This is a genomic window from Amycolatopsis sp. NPDC059027 (assembly GCF_042739735.1).
Lineage (GTDB): Bacteria > Actinomycetota > Actinomycetes > Mycobacteriales > Pseudonocardiaceae > Amycolatopsis.
This window is the reverse complement of sequence record NZ_JBHYIK010000007.1, coordinates 25,425-43,697: the sequence shown is the minus strand read 5'-3', so window position 1 is coordinate 43,697 and position 18,273 is coordinate 25,425. Positions and strand designations below refer to the sequence as shown.

The following is an 18,273-nucleotide window of genomic DNA, read 5'->3' as shown; positions in this document are numbered from 1 at the left end:
GAAACGGGCGTGGAACGTGGCGATGGGGCTGCCGGGCGTGGTGACCAGCCTGATCGGCAGGCGCCGGGAGACGGCCGAGGTCCGGTCGCGGCTCGGGCCCGGCCGGGTGCTGACCCTCGTCGGCCCTGGCGGTGTCGGCAAGACGCGGCTGGCCGTCGCGGTGGCCGACGCCGTTCGTGACCGTGTCGGCGAAACCGTGTTCGTGGGGTTGGCCGAGCTGCGGGACGGCGCACTGCTGCCGACGCTGGTGGCGGATCGGCTGGGGTTGCAGGACCGGTCCGGTCAGCCCGCCCGGCGCGTGGTGCTCGACCATCTCCGCGACCGCGAAGCCGTGCTGGTGCTGGACAACTGCGAGCACGTGGTCGAAGCGTGCGCGAAGTTCGTGGCGGCGGTACTCGCCGGGTGCCCGCGGGTGGCATTGCTGGCGACCAGCAGGCAATCGCTCGGCGTCGCCGGGGAACATCTCGTGCGGGTGTCCCCGTTGCCGGTGCCCGCGGACGACGTCGCCTGCACACCCGCCGCCCTCGCGCAGTACGACGGGATCCGCCTGTTCGCCGAGCGCGCGACGGCCGTCCTCCCTTCCTTCCGGATCACCGACGCGAACTGCGCCGACGTCGTGCGCGTGTGCCGCAGGCTGGACGGGCTGCCGCTGGCGATCGAACTGGCGGCGACCCGCATCCGGTCGCTGTCGCCCAAGCAACTCGCCGAGCGGCTGACCCGCCGGCTGCCGTTGCTGACGACGGCACCGCGCACGGCGCCGGAGCGGCAGCAGACGCTCCGGGCGGCCGTGGCCTGGAGTCACGAGCTGTGCTCGCCCGCCGAACAGGCGGTGTGGGCGTGGGCGTCGGTGTTCGCCGGGTCCTTCGATCTCGACGCGGCGGAGGAGGTCTGCGGTGGCCTCGACGTCCCCGCGGCCGAGGTACTGGACGCGATCGACGGGCTGGTGGACAAGTCCGTGCTGGCCCGCGAGGAGGATCAGGGCGAGGTCGTTCGCTATCGCATGCTGGAGACTCTGCGCGAGTACGGGCAGGAACAGCTGGAGCGATCGGGCGAGCGGACCCACGTGGCGCGGCTGCACCGCGACTGGATCGATCGGCTCACCGCCAGGGCCGACACGGAATGGGTGAGTTCCCGGCAGCTCACCTGGATCGACCGGCTGCGCCGCGAGCACGGGAACCTCCGCGCCGCGCTGGACTGGTCGCTGGCCACGCCGGGCGAGGCGGGAGCGGCGCTGCGCATCGCCGGACGGCTCGACGAGTACTGGTCGCTGCGAGGATCGAGTGTCGAGGCCCGGACCTGGCTGGAACGCGCACTGGCCGCGGCGGGGGAGGACCACCCGGGCCGGGCGCACGGGCTGGCGGTCTGCGCGCTGCACGCGCTGTGGCATTCCGACATGGCCGCGGCGGACGCGCTGCTCGCCGAGGCGGAGGCGCTGGGCGGGGACGAGGTGACGCGGGCACACCGCACCTACGTCGCGAGCCTGCTCGCGTTGATGCGGATCGAGCCCGTTGCGCCCGAGCTGGCCGCTGCCGCGATCGACGTTTTCCGTGCCCACGGCGAGGTTCGCCGTGAACTGCATCCGTTGTTCATCCACGGCACTTCGATCGCCTATCTCGGCGATCTCGAGGCGGGGCGGCGCTCGTTGCGGCGGATGATGGCGCTGAGCGAGGAGCGCGGCGAGTCCTATTACCGGGCCATGGCGTTGTTCGGGATCACGGCCGTCGAGGTGGGGTACGGCGACATCGAGGTCGCCGACGCGGCGGCACGGGACGGGCTGTCCATCGCCGCGCTGATGCACAACCGGCTCGGCGAGGCCTACCGGCTGGAGTCCATGGCCTGGGTGGCGGACGCGCGGGGCGAGTACGAGCGGGCCGCGACGCTGTTCGGCATCGCCGCGACGGCGTGGGAAAGTGTCGGTGCCACCGCGGAGGTCGCCGTCGCGTTGCCGCACCGCCGGCACGCGAAGTCCACCCGCAAGGCGCTCGGCGCGGACAGGTTCGCCGCGGTGTTCGCCGAGGGCCGCGCCATGGACACCGGCCGGGCGATGCGCTACGCGCTCGGCGACGCCGGCGGTCCGCTCACCGACACGACCGAGGACGAGCTGACCAAGCGGGAACGGGAGATCGCCGGGTTCGTCGCGAAAGGACTGTCCAATAGGGACATCGCGGCGGAGCTGGTCGTCTCGCCGCGGACCGTGGACGCCCACGTGCAGCACATCCTGACCAAGCTCGGTTTCCGCAACCGCGCGCAGATCGCCGCCTGGGTCGCCGGGCGGCGGTGAGCGGGAGGCGAGGGGCGCTTCCCGCTCACCGCGGCGTCACGAGGCGAGCAGTTTCCGCACGCTGTCGAGGACACCGGGATCGCGGAAGATGTTCGTGTGCGTGACCCCGGGGGTGGTGACCTCGATGTTCTCCGCGCCGTCGATCGGGGTGTTCGTCGGCGGCACGATGATGCGGTCGTTCGGCGTCCACAGGGTGGCCCACTTCGTGCCCGCCGGGAGCGCCGGGGCGGCGTTGAGCTTCGACAGCACCGCCGAACCGGGCACCATCTCGCGGCAGGTCACGAGGGCGGTGCACAGGTTCGCCATGGTGGTGCCCTTGTTCGCGCCGGACAGGGAGATCCAGTGGTCGGTGACCCCGGCGCAGCCCGCGAACTTGACGCAGTAGCGGCTGTTCAGGCCGCCCATCGAATGCGAGACGATGTCGACCTTGGCCGCGCCGGTCCTGCTCAGCACGTCCCGCACGGTCTTGCCGAGCGCTTCGGCGGTGGTCACGTTCGACTGGGTATAGGTGTCGTAGGTGATCGCAGTGATCTGGTCACCGGTGTAGCCGTCCTGGGCCAATGCCTGTTTCAGGGCACCCCACATGGACCCGTCCTCGGTGAAGCCGTGGACGAGCACGATCGGATTCCGGTGGTTGGGGAAGCCGCCCGCGGCCGACGAGGCCGGGGCGTGGGCGATCGAGACGGCGGCCAGCGCGGCGGCGAGGCCGAATGCCGCGACACTGCGGCGGAGTCGGTTCATCGTGTTTTCTCCTCGATGATCACGGGACCTCCCAGCGTTGCCGCGCCACGACCTCCGGACATCGGGAGAATTACCTAGACGACTGCGTACGTCGCGGGCCGTCAGTGCGGCCGCTCGCCCAGCTCGCCGCGCAGCAGGGTGAGCAGCTCCGTGGTGGTCTTGGCGGTGTCCGCGGTCCTCGCCGCGATCGTGTGCGTCAGCATGTCGGTGACGACCGACGCCGTGAGCGTTTCGCCGGTGAACTTCGTCGGCGAGTCCGGTGCCGGGAGCACGACCCGCACCCGGGAGGCGAGGCCGCTGGACAGCTTGCTCGTCACCAGCACCACGGCGGCGCCGGTGCGCTCGGCGTGGGCGATGATCATCTCGACGTCGCGGTTGTGCCGCGCCGGGACGTAGACCAGCACCGCGTCCTCGGCGGTCAGCGGGAGCAGCGCGTCGGCGAGCCGGAAGCCGGTGTCGGGGCAGTGACGGGTCACCAGGCCCCGGCGGGCCAGGCGGAAAGCGGCGTATTCGGCACACACCGAGGAAACGCCGAGGCCCCAGGTGAACACCAGGCGGGCGCCGAGGAGCACGTCCGCGGCCGCCTCGACGTCGGCGGGGGCGAGCTGCCGATGGAGTTCCTTCAGCATTTCGACGCCGTCGGAGACGACGCGGTCGATCTGGCTCGACCCGGACGAGCCGATCTTCTCCATCGTCGTGCTGAGCCGGGTGGTGGGCTCGGTGCGCGTCGTCAGCGTCTGGCCGAGGTGTCGCTTCAGCTCGGGCAGCCCGGAGTAGCCGAGCGCCTTGGCGGTGCGGACCACGGTCGCGTCGCTGGTGCCCGCGGCGCTGCCGAGATCGCCCGCCGACGAGAACAGCACGTCGTTCGGGTTCGCCAGCATGAACTGCGCGACCTGCCGTTCGGCGGGCTTGAGGTCGTCCAGCCGGGCCCGGACGTAGCCGTCGAAATCGTCCCCGTCATACGAAGTAGTAACCATGACACCCTTGACTTCGTCGTAGTGCTTACTACACACTGCTCACGCTTGACCCTGGATGTAGCAGACACTACACGTGAGCTCGACGAGGAGACCTCATGGACACCGATCGGCCCTTGGTGAAGCTCCGGGGCGTGCGGAAATCGTTCGGCGCGGCACGGGTGCTCACCGACATCGACCTCGACGTGCGCCGGGGCGAGGTCGTGGTGATCATCGGCCCGTCCGGCTCCGGGAAGTCCACGCTGTGCCGCTGCGTCAACCGCCTCGAAACCGCCGACGAGGGCGTCATCGAGATCGATGGGAAAGCGCTTCCCCAGGAGGGGAAGGAACTCGCGCGGCTGCGGGCCGACGTCGGCATGGTCTTCCAGTCGTTCAATCTCTTCGCGCACAAGACCGTCCGCGAGAACGTCATGCTCGGCCCGATCCGGGTCCGCGGGCTCAGCCGGGACGACGCGCGTGAGCGGGCCGACAAGCTGCTGGCCAGGGTCGGCGTCGGCGACCACGGCGACAAGTTCCCCGCGCAGCTTTCCGGCGGCCAGCAACAGCGCGTCGCGATAGCCCGCGCGCTGGCGATGGAGCCGGAGGTGCTGCTGTTCGACGAACCGACCAGTGCGCTCGACCCCGAGATGATCCACGAGGTCCTCGACGTGATGACCACCCTCGCCGCCGAAGGGATGACCATGATCGTGGTGACCCACGAAATGGGCTTCGCTCGCAAAGCCGCCGACCGCGTCGTGTTCATGGCCGAGGGCAGGATCGCCGAGTCGGCCGACCCGGCGACGTTCTTCGCCGAACCGAAGACCGCCCGCGCCCAGGAATTCCTCGCCCGCGTGCTCAGCCACTGAAATACGGAGAACGCGATGACAGAAGGAAGATTCGCCCGGCGCGACGTCGTCCGCGCCGCGCTGCTGGCCGCGGGTGCGGTGCCGCTGCTGGCCGCCTGCGGGGGCCGCGCCGCCGCCCGCACCACCGGCAACGGCGCCTACGCCACGATCGACCAGACCGGCGCCGTCGACCATGGCCCCGTCGGCACCGATCTGCCGGAAACGCCCACGCTGCGCCGGATCCGCGACCGCGGTGTGCTGCTGCAGTCCGGTTCGGTGACCATGGCGGGCTTCGGGTTGATGAACCCGCGCACCGGCAAGATCACCGGCTTCGACGCCGGGATCGCCCAGCTGCTGGCGAAATACCTGCTCGGAAAGCCCGAAGTGGACACGATCACCGGCGGCGCGGACACCCGCGAAGCCATTCTGCAGAACCATTCCGTCGACGTCGCCGTGAGTACGTACACGATCAAGAAGAGCCGAGCACGGCTGGTGAACTTCGCCGGTCCGTACTACATCGCGCGCTCCGGGGTGCTGGTTGCCGCGAACGGGCACGTCGTCAATGCGCTCGACGACCTGGCCGGGCAGGAGGTCGCCGTGCAGCCGGGCGCGGCGGAAGAGGCGCTGCGCGCGGGCTGTCCCGCGGCGAAACCCGTGGTGTTCGAGGAAAGCAGCCAGTGTTCCGCCGCCGTCCGGCAGGGCCGCGTGCAGGCGTGGTCGGCGAACACGGCGATCCTGCTCGGCAAGGCCGCCGTCGACGGGCGTTTGCGGATGACGCCGGTGACGTTCGGCAGTAGCCCGTTCGGCATCGGGACGCCGAAGGACGATCCGGAGTTCAAGAAGATCGTCGCCGGCTTCCTCGAAAAGATCATGGCGGACGGGACCTGGCGGATGCTGTGGGAGCAGACCGTCGGCGTCCTCGTCCGCACCGCAGCGCCCGAGCCACCCCAGCTCGGGTCCGTCCCCGGTTCCTGAGAGGAGTTGAGACATGTCAGTGCTTTTCGGCCACGGCGGGAAAATCCTCGACGGCTTTTACGCGACACTGCTGCTGACGGTGTGCGCGTTTCCGCTGGCGCTCGTCCTCGGCTCCGCCATGGCGATCTGCCGGATCAGCCCGGTGCGGCCGCTGCGGATCCTGGGCCGCCTCTACGTCGACGTCGTGCGCAACTCACCGTTGCTGCTCGTCGTCGTCCTGATCATCTTCGGGCTGCCCGACGCGGGCCTGCTCATCCCGTTGTTCTGGTGCCTGGTGCTGGGACTCGGGATCTACTTCGGCGCGTATGTCTGCGAAACGGTCCGATCCGGCATCCGCGCGGTGGATCGCGGGCAGGTCGAAGCGGCGCGGGCGATCGGCCTGCCGTTCGGCCGCGTCGTCACGGATGTCCTGCTGCCGCAGGCGTTCCGGGCGATGGTGCAACCGCTCGGCACGATCCTGATCAACACCGCGCTCGGCTCGGCACTCGGTGCCGCGGTCGGCGTCGCGGAGCTGACGCTGGAAACCCGTTCGTTCAATTTGGACACCGCGCAGCCGATCCTGGCGTTCGCGGTCGCCGCGTGCGGGTATCTGGCCATCAACCTCGTCGTCAGCCTCGCCGTCCGGCTGATCGAAAGAAAAGCGCGGGTATTACGATGAACGAAGACGTTCTGTTTGACGCGCTGGGGCCTCGGGCGAAAGCGCGGCTGCGTATCGTTTCGGTGATCTGCGGGCTGGTGCTGACCGCCATCGTCGTGGCGTTGCTGGTGCAGCTCGGCCTTTCCGGGCAGCTCGACCCGGACCGCTGGGCGATGCTCGCCGACGGCGCGATCCTGCGCTTCCTCCTGCAGGGTCTGTGGATGACGCTCCTGGTCGGCCTGGTGTCGACGGCGTTTTCGGTGGTGCTCGGCGTTTTCCTCGCCCTCGGCAGGCTCAGCCGGACCCGCTGGCTCGGCATCCCGTCGGCCACGGTGATCGAGTTCTTCCGCGCGATGCCGCTGCTGCTGATCCTGTTCTTCTTCATGTTCGGGCTGCCGCTGCTCGGCGTGCGGATTCCGCTGTTCTGGCAGCTCGTGTGCGCGATCGTCGCGCACGCCGGGGCGATCTTCGCCGAGATCGTGCGTGCCGGGATCCTCGCGATCGGGCGGGGCCAGAGCGAGGCGGGCAAGGCGATCGGCCTGCGACACTGGGAGGTGATGGCGTTCATCGTGCTCCCGCAGGCCGCGCGGGCGCTGACGCCGGCGCTGGTGAGCCAGATGGTTCGGGTGATCAAGGAATCCAGCCTCGGCTATGTCGTCGGGCTCGCCGAACTACTCAACAACGGCAAGGTGCTCAGCGAGTTCAGCGGCAACTTCATCCAGGCCTACGTCGGTGTCGGCGTGATCTACATCCTCGTCAACATCGCCCTTTCCCGGCTGGCCGAACGGCTCGCCGAGGGCAAGGGCGCAGTCAAACCCCGAGTACAGGAGCGTTCGTGAATCCCGCCGACCACCCGTTCACCGTCGCCACGCCGTCCGAGGCCGGAGTCGACGCCGACGCCGTCCGCCGGTTCGTCCGCCGGTTGGCCGCGGACGACATCTCCCTGGACAGCCTGCTGATCTGTCGTGGCGGCAAGCTGGTGCTCGACCAGTACTGGTGGCCCTATCGCGCCGATCGGCCCCACATGACGCACTCGGCGACGAAGTCGTTCGTCGGTACCGCGGTCGGGTTCGCGCTGGCCGAAAAGCTCGTCCGGCTCGACGACACGCTGGTGTCGTTCTTCCCGGAAAAGGTGCCCGCGGACGCTTCGGAGAACCTGCGCGCGATCACCGTCGAGGACCTGCTCACCATGCGCACCGGCCACCGCGTCGGGCTGTCCGGCAAGACGTGGCGGCTGCTGAAGACGAGCTGGGTCGAGGAGTTCCTGCGTGCCGACGTGGAGTTCCCGCCCGGCAAGACGTTCACCTACTCCAGTGCGACCTCGCACATGCTTTCGGCGATCGTGCAGCGCGTGAGCGGGGAGACCGTTTTCGACTACCTGACGCCGAGGTTGTTCGAGCCGCTCGGGTTTTCCGGGCACACCTGGGACACCGACCCGGAGGGCATCTGCTCCGGTGGCAACGGCCTGAGCGCGCGCAGTATCGACTTCCTCAAATGGGGGGTCCTGCACCTGAACGACGGTCTCTGGGAAGGCGAGCGGATTCTGCCCGGCGGCTGGGTGCGCGCGGCCAGCGAATGGCACGTCGAGAACGCCCACGCGGGCACGTGGACCGGCACGGAGTTCGTGCCGCAGGCCGCCGAAGACGCCGAGGAACGTCCCGAGGGTTACGGCTACCAGGTCTGGCTGGACACCGACGGCGCCTTCCGCGCGTCCGGGATGTTCGGCCAGGACGTGTTCGTGCTGCCCGCCCACGACGCCGTCGTGGTCACCACCGGCAGCATCCGGCACGGCAGGCACCGGCTGCTTTCCGCGCTGCTGCACGACGAACTGCTGCCCGCGTTCACCGGGACGCCCTCGTCCGCCGCCGACGAGCGGCTGTCCGCCGAGCTGTCGGCGACCCACGACGCGCCCGTCGTCGCCTCGGTGGCCCCGGCCGTCGACGTCGAGGGCAAGCGATTCCGCTGTGCTGCCAACGAAGACGACCTCGACACGATTTCGTTCCGCCGCGAGGGCGACGCGCTGGTCGTCACCCTGGAAGACGCCCGCGGTACCCATGACGTCCGATGTGGACTGTCCACATGGGCCGAATCGCACACCGGGGTCACCGGCTGGCGGCTGCACCACTCCTATCAGTCGGAGTCGATGCGCGTGCTCGCCGCCGCCCGGTGGACCACTCCGCGCGAGCTGACGCTCGACTGGTACTTCGTCGAATCGCCGTTCCACGACACGGTGACCGCCGAGTTCACCGCCGACGGGGGCCTGCGGTGGCACCGCCGCGCCAACGTCAACAGCGGCGCCACCGAACGTCCCGTCGTCACCGCCCGGGTGGGGTGACGCCGGGGCGGCCGTCCTCGACCCGGCCGGTCAGCGTGCGCAGGAAGGCCGGGTCGCCGTCGGCGGTCACGCGCAGGTCGTACCAGCCGTGGGCGCTCGGCCAGTCCACGGTCACCTTCCGCCCGGCAGGGACCCGCACCACCCGCGCCGGGCCGCCCTTCGACGACGTCAGCCGCAACGTGACCGCCGACGCGCCCGAGTTCGCCAGTGTGAACTCGGCGCCGGACCGCCACGTGCGCAACCGGGTCTGAACGTCCACACCGGACGCGAGCCCGGTGCGGCTGCCCCGCAGCTCCCACCAGCCGCGGTTCGGGCCCTGCACGACGACGCGGTAGGCGTCGCCGGTCCACGACAGCGTTTCTGTCGCCGTCTCGCGCACGTCCCGGTGCGCGGGCTCGGGAAACTCGCCCGCGTACGGATAGATCGCGAAGTGCGCCGACTCCCGGCCGCTGTTGGCCAGCCGCAGCGCGAGCTTCCCCGACGCGTCGAGGGTGCCGGAAACCGTTGCCTGGTAAGGGAGTGCGCGAGCCGGCCGGGTGCCGGGCTCGACGGCGGGCGGTTCCTGCTTCGCGGGGGCGTTCGGATGCCAGCGGGCGATCGGCGCGGGCACCGGGCCCGGGTGCGCGAGCCGCGGCGGGCGTCCGGCACGGCCGAAGTCGAACGCGCCGGTCAGGTCGCCGGCGACGGTCCGCCGCCACGCGCTGATGTTCGGCTCGGCGACGCCGGTCCAGCGCTCCAGCAGCCGCAGCACCGACGTGTGGTCGTACACCGTGGAATCGACGAAGCCGCCGATCGTCCACGGTGACACGACGGTCATCGGCACTCGCGGGCCGAAGCCGAGCGGCTGGCCGTTGAAGTGGTCGGCGTCGTTCGCCATGTTGCCGGGCGGGACCGGGGGCGGGACGTGGTCGAAGTAGCCGTCGTTCTCGTCGAAGTTGACCAGCAGCACGGTCTTCGACCAGGTGTCGTGGTCGGCGGCGAGCGCGTCGAGCAGGTCGTAGATGAGGTTCGCGGAACCGACCGGGGTGGACGCGCCGGGGTGCTCCGAGTCGGCGGCCGAGGGCACCAGCCAGCTCACCCGCGGCAGCCTGCGCGCCTTGATGTCCGCGCGCACGCGGGCCACCAGCGTCTTCGGTTCGCTGCGGTACATCGCTTTCTCGAACAGACTCCGCTCGGCCGGGCTCAGCTTGGCGACCCCGGCGTCGAACTCGGCCCGCAGCTGCTTGCGTTCCGCTTCGGACTTCTTGGGGAGCGAATCGTAGAACTCCTCGGTGGTGCGGTATTTCCCCGAAACCGATTCGAGGATTTTCTTGCCGATCTTCTTGAAAGGTACGAAATATTCCACCGGATTGTCGGTGAAGTTGTCCCATTCCTGGTAGATCCGCCAGGACACGCCCGCGGCCTCCAGTCGTTCCGGATACGTCGTCCAGTCGTACCCGGCGTGGTCGTAGGAATAGGCGGCGTTCGTCACCGCGCGGTTCGTGCTGTTTGGTTCGAAACCGACCGTGCCCGTCCAGAGGAAGTTCCGGTTCGGGTTGGTCGAGCCGAAGATCGAGCAGTGGTAGGCGTCGCACAGGGTGAACGTGTCGGCGAGTTCGTACTGCAGCGCGATGTCGGCGCGGTCGTAGTAGGTCATCGTCGCGGCGCTCTTGGCGGCGATCCAGCCGTTGTTCCAGCCGCGCGCCCACGCCTTGCCGGTGCCGCCCCAGCTGTGGTCGAGGTCGCCGAGGTACTGGATGTCCGAGGCGCCCCGTCCCTCGCGCTCGGCCTCCTTGCGCAGCGAGAACGGCAGGACCGTGCCACCGGCCGGGTTCGGCTGCTCGAACACCGGGCGGCCGCCGGGCAGCTCCAGCGGATGGGTGTCGCCGAAGCCGCGGATGCCGCGCAGCGTGCCGTAGTAGTGGTCGAAGGACCGGTTCTCCTGCATCAGGATCACGACGTGCTCGACGGCGCCGAGGCCGCCGCGGCGCATCGGCTCGGCCATGGCCGCGTGGACGGACGGGGGCAGCAGCGAGCCGGCGACGGCCGCTCCGGTGACGCCGAGGACGCGGCGGCGGGACAGTTCAGGCATGTCCGGAACCCTTGCCGAGCAAGGTGAACGGCACAAGAACCGGAAGGGTCGCCTTCGTCGGTAATCGTGTGATGACGGCCCGTCGAATTCCGGGCCCGGGGCATTCCCAATCAGCGGGACATCTGTTTAAGTGGTGCGCCCCTACGGAGTGTGGATGACCGCCTTTTCTGATCTTGACAACGCCGGTCCCGACGGCGAAAGCACCGTGGCGAAGCCTGTCTTCGTCGACCCCAGCGGCCGCCGAAGACGTATTGTGCGCCGCTTCGCGATCGCGGGCTGCGCCGCGCTGGCCTGCTATCTCGTCGTGCTCGTCGCCGCGTTGTCCGGCGCGCCGATTCCCCCGGCCGCGCTGATCCCGCTGCCCGGCCTCGCCGCGCCGCCGTCGACGACGAGCACGCCCTCGCCGGCTTCCCCTGCCACCACAACGGAACACGAGACCGCGACGGAGACTTCCCCCACACCGCCGTCCGAGACCGACGCTCCCCGTACCACGTCGTTGCCTTCCGTCCCGGCGGTGGCGCCGTCGTCCAGCGCGGAGCCGGGGACCACCACCACGACGCCGCCCACCACCGACCACCGCAACAGCCGCGCGCCCACCACGCCCCCGGGGCAGACCCGGCTCACCCTGCCCGGCAACGGGCACTAGGACACACCGTGCCGGACCACCGACGCCGCGCGCCGTCACCGAGGGCGCACTGGGTGCTGCTCGCCTCGGCGCTCGCCGCCGTCGCGGTGCTGCTCGCCCTGCACCTGCTCGTCGACGCCGGACCGCGGGCCGACGAGACCATGCCCGCCGGAGCCGCGGTCACCGTCCCCGACGGGGTCCGTGCGGGCGGCGCGGTGATCGACGCCCGCGGCGGGCAGGTCGTGCTGCCGCGTCCCCGGGACAAGACGCTGGCGCTCACCTTCGACGACGGTCCCGATCCCGGGTGGACGCCGCGGGTGCTCGACGCGCTCGACGCGCACCACGTGCACGCGACGTTCTTCGTCACGGGCGCCCGCGCCGCGCGCTATCCCGGGCTGATCCGCGAGATCCTGGCGCGGGGCCACGAAATCGGCAATCACACCGCGACCCATTCCGACCTCCGCGCGGACGGCGAGCTGCGCACCAAGCTCGAGCTGCGGGGCACCGACCTGGCGCTCGCCGGCGCGGCGGGGATCAGCACCTCGCTGGTCCGCCCGCCGTACTCGGCCACACCCCGTGCGCTCGACGACCCGGCGTGGGCGGCGGTGCGCGGGCTCGGCGCCGACGGCAGGCTCGTCGTTCTGTCCGATGTGGACACCGAGGACTGGCGCCGTCCCGGTGTCGATCGCATCGTCGCCAACGCCACGCCCGCGAGCGGCCGCGGTGCCGTGCTGCTCATGCACGACGCGGGCGGTGACCGGTCGGAGACGGTGGCCGCGCTGGACCGCCTCGTCCCGGAGCTGAGTGGCGCGGGCTGGCGGTTCGACACGGTGACCGGCGCGACCGGGATCAGCGGGGCGACCGGTGAGGCCGACACCGTGACCAGAGTGGGCGGCTGGGCGCTCGTCGCGGCCGTCGGCGCGGGCGGGGTGCTCGCCGCGGTGCTGCGGTGGCTGCTGATCGCCGCCGGCGTCCTCGCCGTGCTGCGCACGATCCTGGTGCTCGTCACCACGGCCGTCCACGTGCGGCGCGGGGGCGCGCGGCGGCTGCCGCCGGTCCGTGAACCGGTGACCGTCATCGTGCCCGCGTACAACGAGGAGGCCGGGATCGAGGCGACGATCCGGTCGATCCTCGCCTCCGACCACCATCCGGTGTGGGTGATCGTCGTCGACGACGGCTCCACGGACGGCACCGCCGAGGTCGTCGAGCGGCTGAGCTTTCGCCGCGTCCGGCTGATCCGCCAGCGCAACGCGGGCAAACCCGCCGCGCTCAACGCCGGGCTCGCCGCGGCGCGCACCGAACTGGTGGTCATGGTGGACGGTGACACCGTCCTCGAACCCGGCACGGTGCGCGCGGTGATCCGGCCGTTCGCGGATCCGGCGGTGGGGGCGGTCTCGGGCAACGCCAAGGTCGGCAACCGGGGCGGGCTGCTCGGCCGCTGGCAGCACATCGAGTACGTCATCGGGTTCAACCTCGACCGGCGGATGTACGACGTGCTGGAGTGCATGCCGACCGTGCCCGGCGCGGTCGGCGCGTTCCGCCGCTCGGCGGTGCTCGCGCTCGGCGGCGTCGGGGAGGACACCCTCGCCGAGGACACCGACCTCACCATGGCGCTGGAACAGGACGGCTGGCGCGTGGTGTACGAGCAGGGGGCGCGGGCGTGGACCGAAGCGCCCGCCACCCTCGGGCAGCTGTGGAAGCAGCGCTACCGCTGGTGCTACGGGACCCTGCAGGCGGTGTGGAAGCACCGTCGCGCGATCGTCCGCCGGGGCGCGGCGGGACGGCTCGGCCGCCGCGGCATCCCGTACCTGCTGCTGTTCCAGGTCGTTCTGCCGATGCTGGCGCCCTTCGTCGACCTCGCCGCTCTCTTCGGCGTTTTCACCGGCGACTGGCCGATCGCGCTCGCCTACTGGGCGGTGTTCCAGGTCATGCAGCTGATCCCGGGGGTGATCGCCTTCCGGCTCGACAGGGAACCGCTCGGCCCGCTGGCCGCGCTGCCGCTGCAGCAGTTCGTCTACCGGCAACTGATGTACCTGGTGGTGATCCAGTCGGTGATGACCGCGGTCGCCGGCGCCCGGCTGCCCTGGCACAAACTCCACCGCACCGGGCAGAACACCCTGCCAAGGCCGGTTGGTCCAACCAGGAGTGCTTGAACCGCTGCGCGGAGTCATCGCGTTCGGCACCATGGAGTACATGACGACGATCGGCTTCCTCGGCACCGGGATCATGGGCCACGCGATGGCCGCCAACCTCGTCCGCGCCGGACACGACGTCCGCGTGTGGAACCGCACCCGCGCCAAGGCCGAGCCGCTGGCGGAGCTCGGCGCGCGGGTGGTCGACGATCCGGCGAAGGCGGCTGAGGGCGCCGGCACCCTCGTCACCATGCTCGCCGACGGGCCCGCGGTGGCCGAAGCGTTCGAAGCGGCCGCGGTCGCGCCCGGCACGCTGTGGCTGCAGACGAGCACGGTCGGCGTCGACTGGACCACCCGCCTCGCCGAGACGGCGGAGAAGAGCGGAGCGGAGTTCGTCGACGCCCCGGTGCTCGGCACCAAACAGCCCGCCGAGAAGGGCCAGCTCGTCGTGCTGGCCTCCGGGCCGGAGTCGCTCGCCGAACGTGCCGCGCCGGTGTTCGACACGATCGGCTCGCGCACGATCTGGGTCGGGCCGGTCGGCTCCGGCACCAAGCTGAAACTCGTCGCGAACGCGTGGGTGCTCGCGCTGACCAACGCGACCGCGGAAAGCCTCGGCCTCGCCCGCGCGCTGGGCGTCGACCCGACCTTGTTCCTGGAGACGATCAAGGGCGGCGGCCTCGACGTCGGCTACGCGCACGTGAAGGGCGGCGCGATGCTGGCGGGGGAGTACCCGGCGTCGTTCCCGGCGAGCCTCGCCGCGAAGGACGCGCGGCTGGTGCTCGAAGCGGGCGGCGACGCCGTCGACCTCGGCGGGGCGCGGGCGACACTGGCGCATCTGGAGATCACCCTCGCCGCCGGGCACGGCAGCGAGGACATGGCCGCCCTCTACCGTGCCGTAGTCCGCGACTGATCACGCGAGATCTCCATCTGATCACGCGAGTCCTCCGCACACACACGCGAGATGTCCCCCGGCGCACCCGGGCCTCCCGGCATGGTGTGGAGCGGCGCGGGAGGTCTCGTGTGCTCCGGGGGAGATGTGGCGTGATCGGCGGGAGATCTCGCGTGCTGGGGCGGCCTGGCTGCGCTGCGTGACCGTGTGGCGGGGCGCGGGCAACGGGGTGTCGTCCAGGCGGTAACCTCACGGGCACCACAGACCGTGCAACCCCCGAGGAGGGCCCGTGACGCTGGGGCAGCTCGCCGCGCTCATCGCCGCAGGGGCTTTCGTAGTGCTGGTAGTGCTGCTCGTGCGCCCGCTGTACAAGCTCGGCCGCACGCTGGACGAAGCCACCATCGCGATCCGCAAGGCTCACGAGAACACCGACCCGCTGCTGCTCGGGGCGAACGAGACGATCACGCACGTCAACACCCAGCTCGAGCGGGTCGACGGCATCACCGCGAACGCGCAGGCCGTCAGTGGCAACGTCTCGGCGCTGTCCTCGGTGTTCACCGCGACGCTCGGCAGCCCGCTGGTGAAGACCGCGGCCCTGTCCTACGGCATCACCAAGGCCGTCAAGGCGCGCCGGAAGAAGAAGGAAGAAAAGGCCCTGCGCCCCGCCCGGCGGAGGGGACGCAAATGAGGCGCCTTTTCTGGCTCGGGCTCGGCGTCGTCGCCGGCGTCGCGCTCTCCCGCAAGGCCACCGAAACGGCTCGCCAGGCCACCCCGGCGGGGTTAGCATCGAACCTGGGCGACGCCGTGCGTGAGCTGGCCGGCGCCGTCGGTTCGTTCGGCGCCGAGGTACGCGCCGGGATGAACGAACGGGAACAGGAGCTGCACGACATGGTCGAGGAACGGACCGGCTACTCCGCGCCGGTGGCGGGCGGCAGGCACGCCGCCGCACAGCGCCCCGTCCGGCGAGCTCGCCGGGCGGAGGGCTGACGCGGCCGCGTCCGCGACCCGAGGCCCTTCGCCGCCGCCGTTCCCCCATACCCGGCCGGGTACCCGAGCGTGTACCCCGAGCCTCAGCACAAGGACTGACCCGTGGACACACACGAAATCACCGATCGTTTCCTGCGCCATTTCGAGAACAAGGGCCACACCCGCGTTCCCAGCGCCCCGCTGATCCTCGACGACCCGAACCTGCTGTTCGTCAACGCGGGCATGGTGCAGTTCAAGCCGTACTTCCTCGGCGAGGCCCCGCCGCCGTACCCGCGCGCGACCAGCGTCCAGAAGTGCGTCCGCACCCCGGACATCGACGAGGTCGGCAAGACCACCCGGCACAACACCTTCTTCCAGATGGCCGGGAACTTCTCGTTCGGCGACTACTTCAAGGAAGGCGCGATCGAGAACGCCTGGGAGCTGATCACCAGGCCGCAGTCCGAGGGCGGCTACGGCCTCGACCCGGACCGCCTGTGGGCCACCGTCTACGAGGACGACGCCGAGGCGGCCGGGCTGTGGAAGAAGATCACCGGCCTGCCCGGTGAGCGCATCCAGGCCCGCGACGGCAAGGACAACTACTGGGACATGGGCGTTCCCGGCCCCGGCGGTCCGTGCTCGGAGATCTACTACGACCGCGGGCCTGGCTACGGCCGCGAGGGCGGCCCGGTCGCGGACGAGGACCGCTACATCGAGATCTGGAACCTCGTCTTCATGCAGGACGTCCGCGGCGAGAAGAGCCCGAAGCACGGGCACAAGCCGATCGGCGAGCTGCCGAAGAAGAACATCGACACCGGCATGGGCGTCGAGCGCGTCGCGACGATCCTGCAGGGCGTCGAGAACGTCTACGAGACCGACCTCGTGCGCCCGGTCATCGGCCGCGCCGAGGAGTTCTCCGGCCGCCGCTACGGTTCCGACCACACCGACGACGTCCGCTTCCGCGTCATCGCCGACCACGCCCGCACCGGCGTGCTGCTCATCGGCGACGGCGTCACCCCCGGCAACGACGGCCGTGGCTACGTGCTGCGCCGCCTGCTGCGCCGCATCATCCGCTCCGCGCGCCTGCTCGGCGTGCACGAGCCGGTGCTGCCCGCCTTCGCCGCGGTCGTCCGCGACACCATGGGCCCGACCTACCCCGAGCTGGTCGCCGACTTCGGCCGCATCGAAGAGGTCGTGCGCGTCGAGGAGGAGGCGTTCCTCTCGACGCTGACCAGTGGCTCGCGGATCTTCGACCTCGCCGCCGAGGAGACCAAGCGCTCCGGCGGCGAGATCCTGGCCGGGGACAAGGCTTTCCAGCTGCACGACACCTACGGCTTCCCGATCGACCTGACCCTGGAGATGGCGGCCGAGCAGGGCCTGTCCGTCGACGAAGAGGGCTTCCGCACGCTCATGAACGAGCAGCGGCAGCGGGCGAAGGCCGACGCGGCCTCGCGCAAGAGCGGCCACGGCGACCTGTCGGAGTACCGCAAGGTCCTCGAACAGCACGGCGAGACCGAGTTCCTCGGCTACACCGACCTGCAGGCCGACGCGAAGGTCGTCGCGCTGCTGGCGGACGGGCAGCCGGTGACCAGCGTCGGCGCGGGCAGGAAGGCCGAGCTGGTGCTCGACCGGACCCCGTTCTACGCCGAGAGCGGTGGCCAGGTCGCCGACACCGGCGTGCTGGTCGGCGACGGCGTCGAGCTCAAGGTCCTCGACGTGCAGAAGATCGTGCCCGGTCTGTTCGTGCACCGCGTCGAGGTCACCGAGGGCGAGGTCGGCGTCGGCACCGGGCTGACCGGGTCCGTCGACTCGCACCGCAGGCTGTCCATCGAGCGCTCCCACTCCGCGACGCACCTCGTGCACGCGGCCGTCCGCGGCGCGTACGGCAGGCGCGCGGCGCAGGCGGGCTCGCTGAACTCGCCGGGCCGGATGCGCTTCGACTTCACCACGCCTGGGTCGGTCTCGGCGGATGTGCTGACCGAGGTCGAGGAGGAGGTCAACGACTACCTCCAGACCGACGTCGAGGTGCGGAGCTACGTCACCACCAAGGACAAGGCCCTCGAACTCGGCGCGGTCGCGCTGTTCGGCGAGAAGTACGGCAACGACGTCCGCGTGGTCGACATGGGCGAGTACTCGCGGGAGCTGTGCGGTGGCACGCACGTCGGCCGCATCGGCCAGCTCGGGCTGGTCAAGCTGGTCGCCGACTCGTCGATCGGCTCCGGGGTGCACCGGGTCGAGGCGCTGGTCGGCGCGGACGCGCTCCGCTACGTCCGCAAGGAGCAGCTGCTGGTTTCGCAGCTGGCGAACACCTTCAAGGTGCCCTCGGACCAGCTGCCCTCGCGCATCGAGGACGTGCTGAGCAGGCTGAAGAACGCCGAGAAGGAGATCGAGCAGCTGCGCACGCAGCAGGTGCTCGGCTCGGCGGGCGCGCTCGCGGACAAGGCACAGGACGTGAACGGCTTCGCCGTCGTCGCCGAGACCGTGCCCGAGGGTGTCGACGCCAACGGCCTGCGCGCGCTCGCGTCGGAGGTCCGCGGCAGGCTCGGCGCGCGGCCCGGCGTAGTCGCGCTGTTCGCGCCGTCGGGCGAGAAGATCAGCTTCGTGGTCGCGACGACTTCGGCGGCGCGGGACAAGGGGCTCGCCGCGGGCAAGCTCGTGCCCTCGTTCGCCCCGGCCATCGGCGGCCGTGGCGGCGGCAAGCCGGACATGGCGCAGGGCGGCGGCACCAACCCGGCGGGGGCCGGGGAAGCCGTCACGGCCCTGCGCGCGGCGATCGCCGCCCTTGGGTAAGCAGCGCGGCCCGGATCGTCCCGGTGTGGACGCTGG

General features: G+C 70.8%; 15 protein-coding genes. 12 read left to right on the top strand and 3 right to left on the bottom strand.

Features of this window, described 5'->3' with window-relative positions; translation table 11 throughout:
• Window positions 1–22: 22 nt before the first annotated feature.
• The gene (locus tag ACFWY9_RS06900; RefSeq protein WP_378328526.1) at window positions 23–2,281 is read left to right on the top strand and encodes a LuxR C-terminal-related transcriptional regulator; all 2,259 of its coding nucleotides are present in this window, start codon (window positions 23–25) and stop codon (window positions 2,279–2,281) included.
• Window positions 2,282–2,317: 36 nt separating this feature from the next.
• On the opposite strand, the gene ACFWY9_RS06895 is transcribed toward ACFWY9_RS06900, so the two are convergent.
• Both ACFWY9_RS06895 and ACFWY9_RS06890 read right to left on the bottom strand, forming a co-directional pair.
• On the bottom strand, window positions 2,318–3,022 hold the full coding sequence (locus ACFWY9_RS06895) for an esterase/lipase family protein (RefSeq protein ID WP_378328525.1): 705 nt from the start codon (window positions 3,020–3,022) through the stop codon (window positions 2,318–2,320).
• 101 nt (window positions 3,023–3,123) lie between these two features.
• A complete protein-coding gene (locus ACFWY9_RS06890; RefSeq protein ID WP_378328524.1) occupies window positions 3,124–3,999 on the bottom strand; it encodes a MurR/RpiR family transcriptional regulator in 876 nt (291 codons plus the stop codon).
• A 95-nt stretch (window positions 4,000–4,094) separates the two neighbouring features.
• On the opposite strand from ACFWY9_RS06890, the gene ACFWY9_RS06885 reads away from it, so the two are divergent.
• From ACFWY9_RS06885 to ACFWY9_RS06865, 5 genes are read left to right on the top strand one after another with little or no spacing between them, the layout of a single operon-like run.
• Window positions 4,095–4,841, top strand: coding sequence for an amino acid ABC transporter ATP-binding protein (locus ACFWY9_RS06885; RefSeq protein WP_378328523.1), 747 nt, complete (start codon window positions 4,095–4,097; stop codon window positions 4,839–4,841).
• A gap of 15 nt (window positions 4,842–4,856) precedes the next feature.
• Window positions 4,857–5,795, top strand: a complete 939-nt coding sequence (locus tag ACFWY9_RS06880; protein WP_378338361.1) for a transporter substrate-binding domain-containing protein — start codon at window positions 4,857–4,859, stop codon at window positions 5,793–5,795.
• A gap of 13 nt (window positions 5,796–5,808) precedes the next feature.
• Window positions 5,809–6,453 (top strand): amino acid ABC transporter permease, encoded by a 645-nt coding sequence (locus ACFWY9_RS06875; protein WP_378328521.1) that lies wholly within the window; start codon window positions 5,809–5,811, stop codon window positions 6,451–6,453.
• On the top strand, window positions 6,450–7,271 hold the full coding sequence (locus tag ACFWY9_RS06870) for an amino acid ABC transporter permease (protein WP_378328520.1): 822 nt from the start codon (window positions 6,450–6,452) through the stop codon (window positions 7,269–7,271). Before ACFWY9_RS06875 ends, ACFWY9_RS06870 begins: the two co-directional genes overlap by 4 nt.
• Window positions 7,268–8,767, top strand: coding sequence for a serine hydrolase domain-containing protein (locus ACFWY9_RS06865; protein WP_378338360.1), 1,500 nt, complete (start codon window positions 7,268–7,270; stop codon window positions 8,765–8,767). Before ACFWY9_RS06870 ends, ACFWY9_RS06865 begins: the two co-directional genes overlap by 4 nt.
• On the opposite strand, the gene ACFWY9_RS06860 is transcribed toward ACFWY9_RS06865, so the two are convergent.
• Window positions 8,748–10,838, bottom strand: a complete 2,091-nt coding sequence (locus ACFWY9_RS06860; protein ID WP_378338359.1) for a phosphocholine-specific phospholipase C — start codon at window positions 10,836–10,838, stop codon at window positions 8,748–8,750. The genes ACFWY9_RS06865 and ACFWY9_RS06860 overlap by 20 nt on opposite strands.
• Before the next feature lie 154 nt (window positions 10,839–10,992).
• Between ACFWY9_RS06860 and ACFWY9_RS06855 the strand changes: the two genes are divergently transcribed.
• The 6 genes from ACFWY9_RS06855 (at window position 10,993) to alaS (ending at window position 18,237) form a co-directional block, all read left to right on the top strand.
• Window positions 10,993–11,484 (top strand): hypothetical protein, encoded by a 492-nt coding sequence (locus ACFWY9_RS06855; RefSeq protein WP_378328517.1) that lies wholly within the window; start codon window positions 10,993–10,995, stop codon window positions 11,482–11,484.
• Between the two features lie 8 nt (window positions 11,485–11,492).
• Complete coding sequence (locus ACFWY9_RS06850) at window positions 11,493–13,616, top strand: bifunctional polysaccharide deacetylase/glycosyltransferase family 2 protein (RefSeq protein WP_378338358.1); 2,124 nt, start codon at window positions 11,493–11,495, stop codon at window positions 13,614–13,616.
• 40 nt (window positions 13,617–13,656) lie between these two features.
• Entirely contained in the window at window positions 13,657–14,505 is an 849-nt protein-coding gene (locus ACFWY9_RS06845) for an NAD(P)-dependent oxidoreductase (RefSeq protein ID WP_378328515.1), read from the top strand.
• Between the two features lie 268 nt (window positions 14,506–14,773).
• On the top strand, window positions 14,774–15,172 hold the full coding sequence (locus ACFWY9_RS06840) for a DUF948 domain-containing protein (protein WP_378328514.1): 399 nt from the start codon (window positions 14,774–14,776) through the stop codon (window positions 15,170–15,172).
• Entirely contained in the window at window positions 15,169–15,471 is a 303-nt protein-coding gene (locus ACFWY9_RS06835) for a hypothetical protein (RefSeq protein ID WP_378328513.1), read from the top strand. The genes ACFWY9_RS06840 and ACFWY9_RS06835 overlap by 4 nt, the downstream gene beginning before the upstream one ends.
• Window positions 15,472–15,573: 102 nt before the next feature.
• Window positions 15,574–18,237 (top strand): alanine--tRNA ligase, encoded by a 2,664-nt coding sequence (gene alaS, locus ACFWY9_RS06830; RefSeq protein ID WP_378328512.1) that lies wholly within the window; start codon window positions 15,574–15,576, stop codon window positions 18,235–18,237.
• Window positions 18,238–18,273: the final 36 nt, after the last annotated feature.

Excerpts from the sequence above, each read along its gene's own strand:
- ACFWY9_RS06895 (WP_378328525.1), bottom strand. The coding sequence starts at position 3,022 with ATGAACCGACTCCGCCGCAGTGTCGCGGCATTCGGCCTCGCCGCCGCG.
- ACFWY9_RS06855 (WP_378328517.1), top strand. The coding sequence starts at position 10,993 with ATGACCGCCTTTTCTGATCTTGACAACGCCGGTCCCGACGGCGAAAGC.
- ACFWY9_RS06845 (WP_378328515.1), top strand. The coding sequence starts at position 13,657 with ATGACGACGATCGGCTTCCTCGGCACCGGGATCATGGGCCACGCGATG.
- ACFWY9_RS06870 (WP_378328520.1), top strand. The coding sequence starts at position 6,450 with ATGAACGAAGACGTTCTGTTTGACGCGCTGGGGCCTCGGGCGAAAGCG.
- ACFWY9_RS06885 (WP_378328523.1), top strand. The coding sequence starts at position 4,095 with ATGGACACCGATCGGCCCTTGGTGAAGCTCCGGGGCGTGCGGAAATCG.
- ACFWY9_RS06890 (WP_378328524.1), bottom strand. The coding sequence starts at position 3,999 with ATGGTTACTACTTCGTATGACGGGGACGATTTCGACGGCTACGTCCGG.
- ACFWY9_RS06900 (WP_378328526.1), top strand. The coding sequence starts at position 23 with ATGGGGCTGCCGGGCGTGGTGACCAGCCTGATCGGCAGGCGCCGGGAG.
- ACFWY9_RS06860 (WP_378338359.1), bottom strand. The coding sequence starts at position 10,838 with ATGCCTGAACTGTCCCGCCGCCGCGTCCTCGGCGTCACCGGAGCGGCC.
- ACFWY9_RS06835 (WP_378328513.1), top strand. The coding sequence starts at position 15,169 with ATGAGGCGCCTTTTCTGGCTCGGGCTCGGCGTCGTCGCCGGCGTCGCG.
- ACFWY9_RS06875 (WP_378328521.1), top strand. The coding sequence starts at position 5,809 with ATGTCAGTGCTTTTCGGCCACGGCGGGAAAATCCTCGACGGCTTTTAC.
- ACFWY9_RS06880 (WP_378338361.1), top strand. The coding sequence starts at position 4,857 with ATGACAGAAGGAAGATTCGCCCGGCGCGACGTCGTCCGCGCCGCGCTG.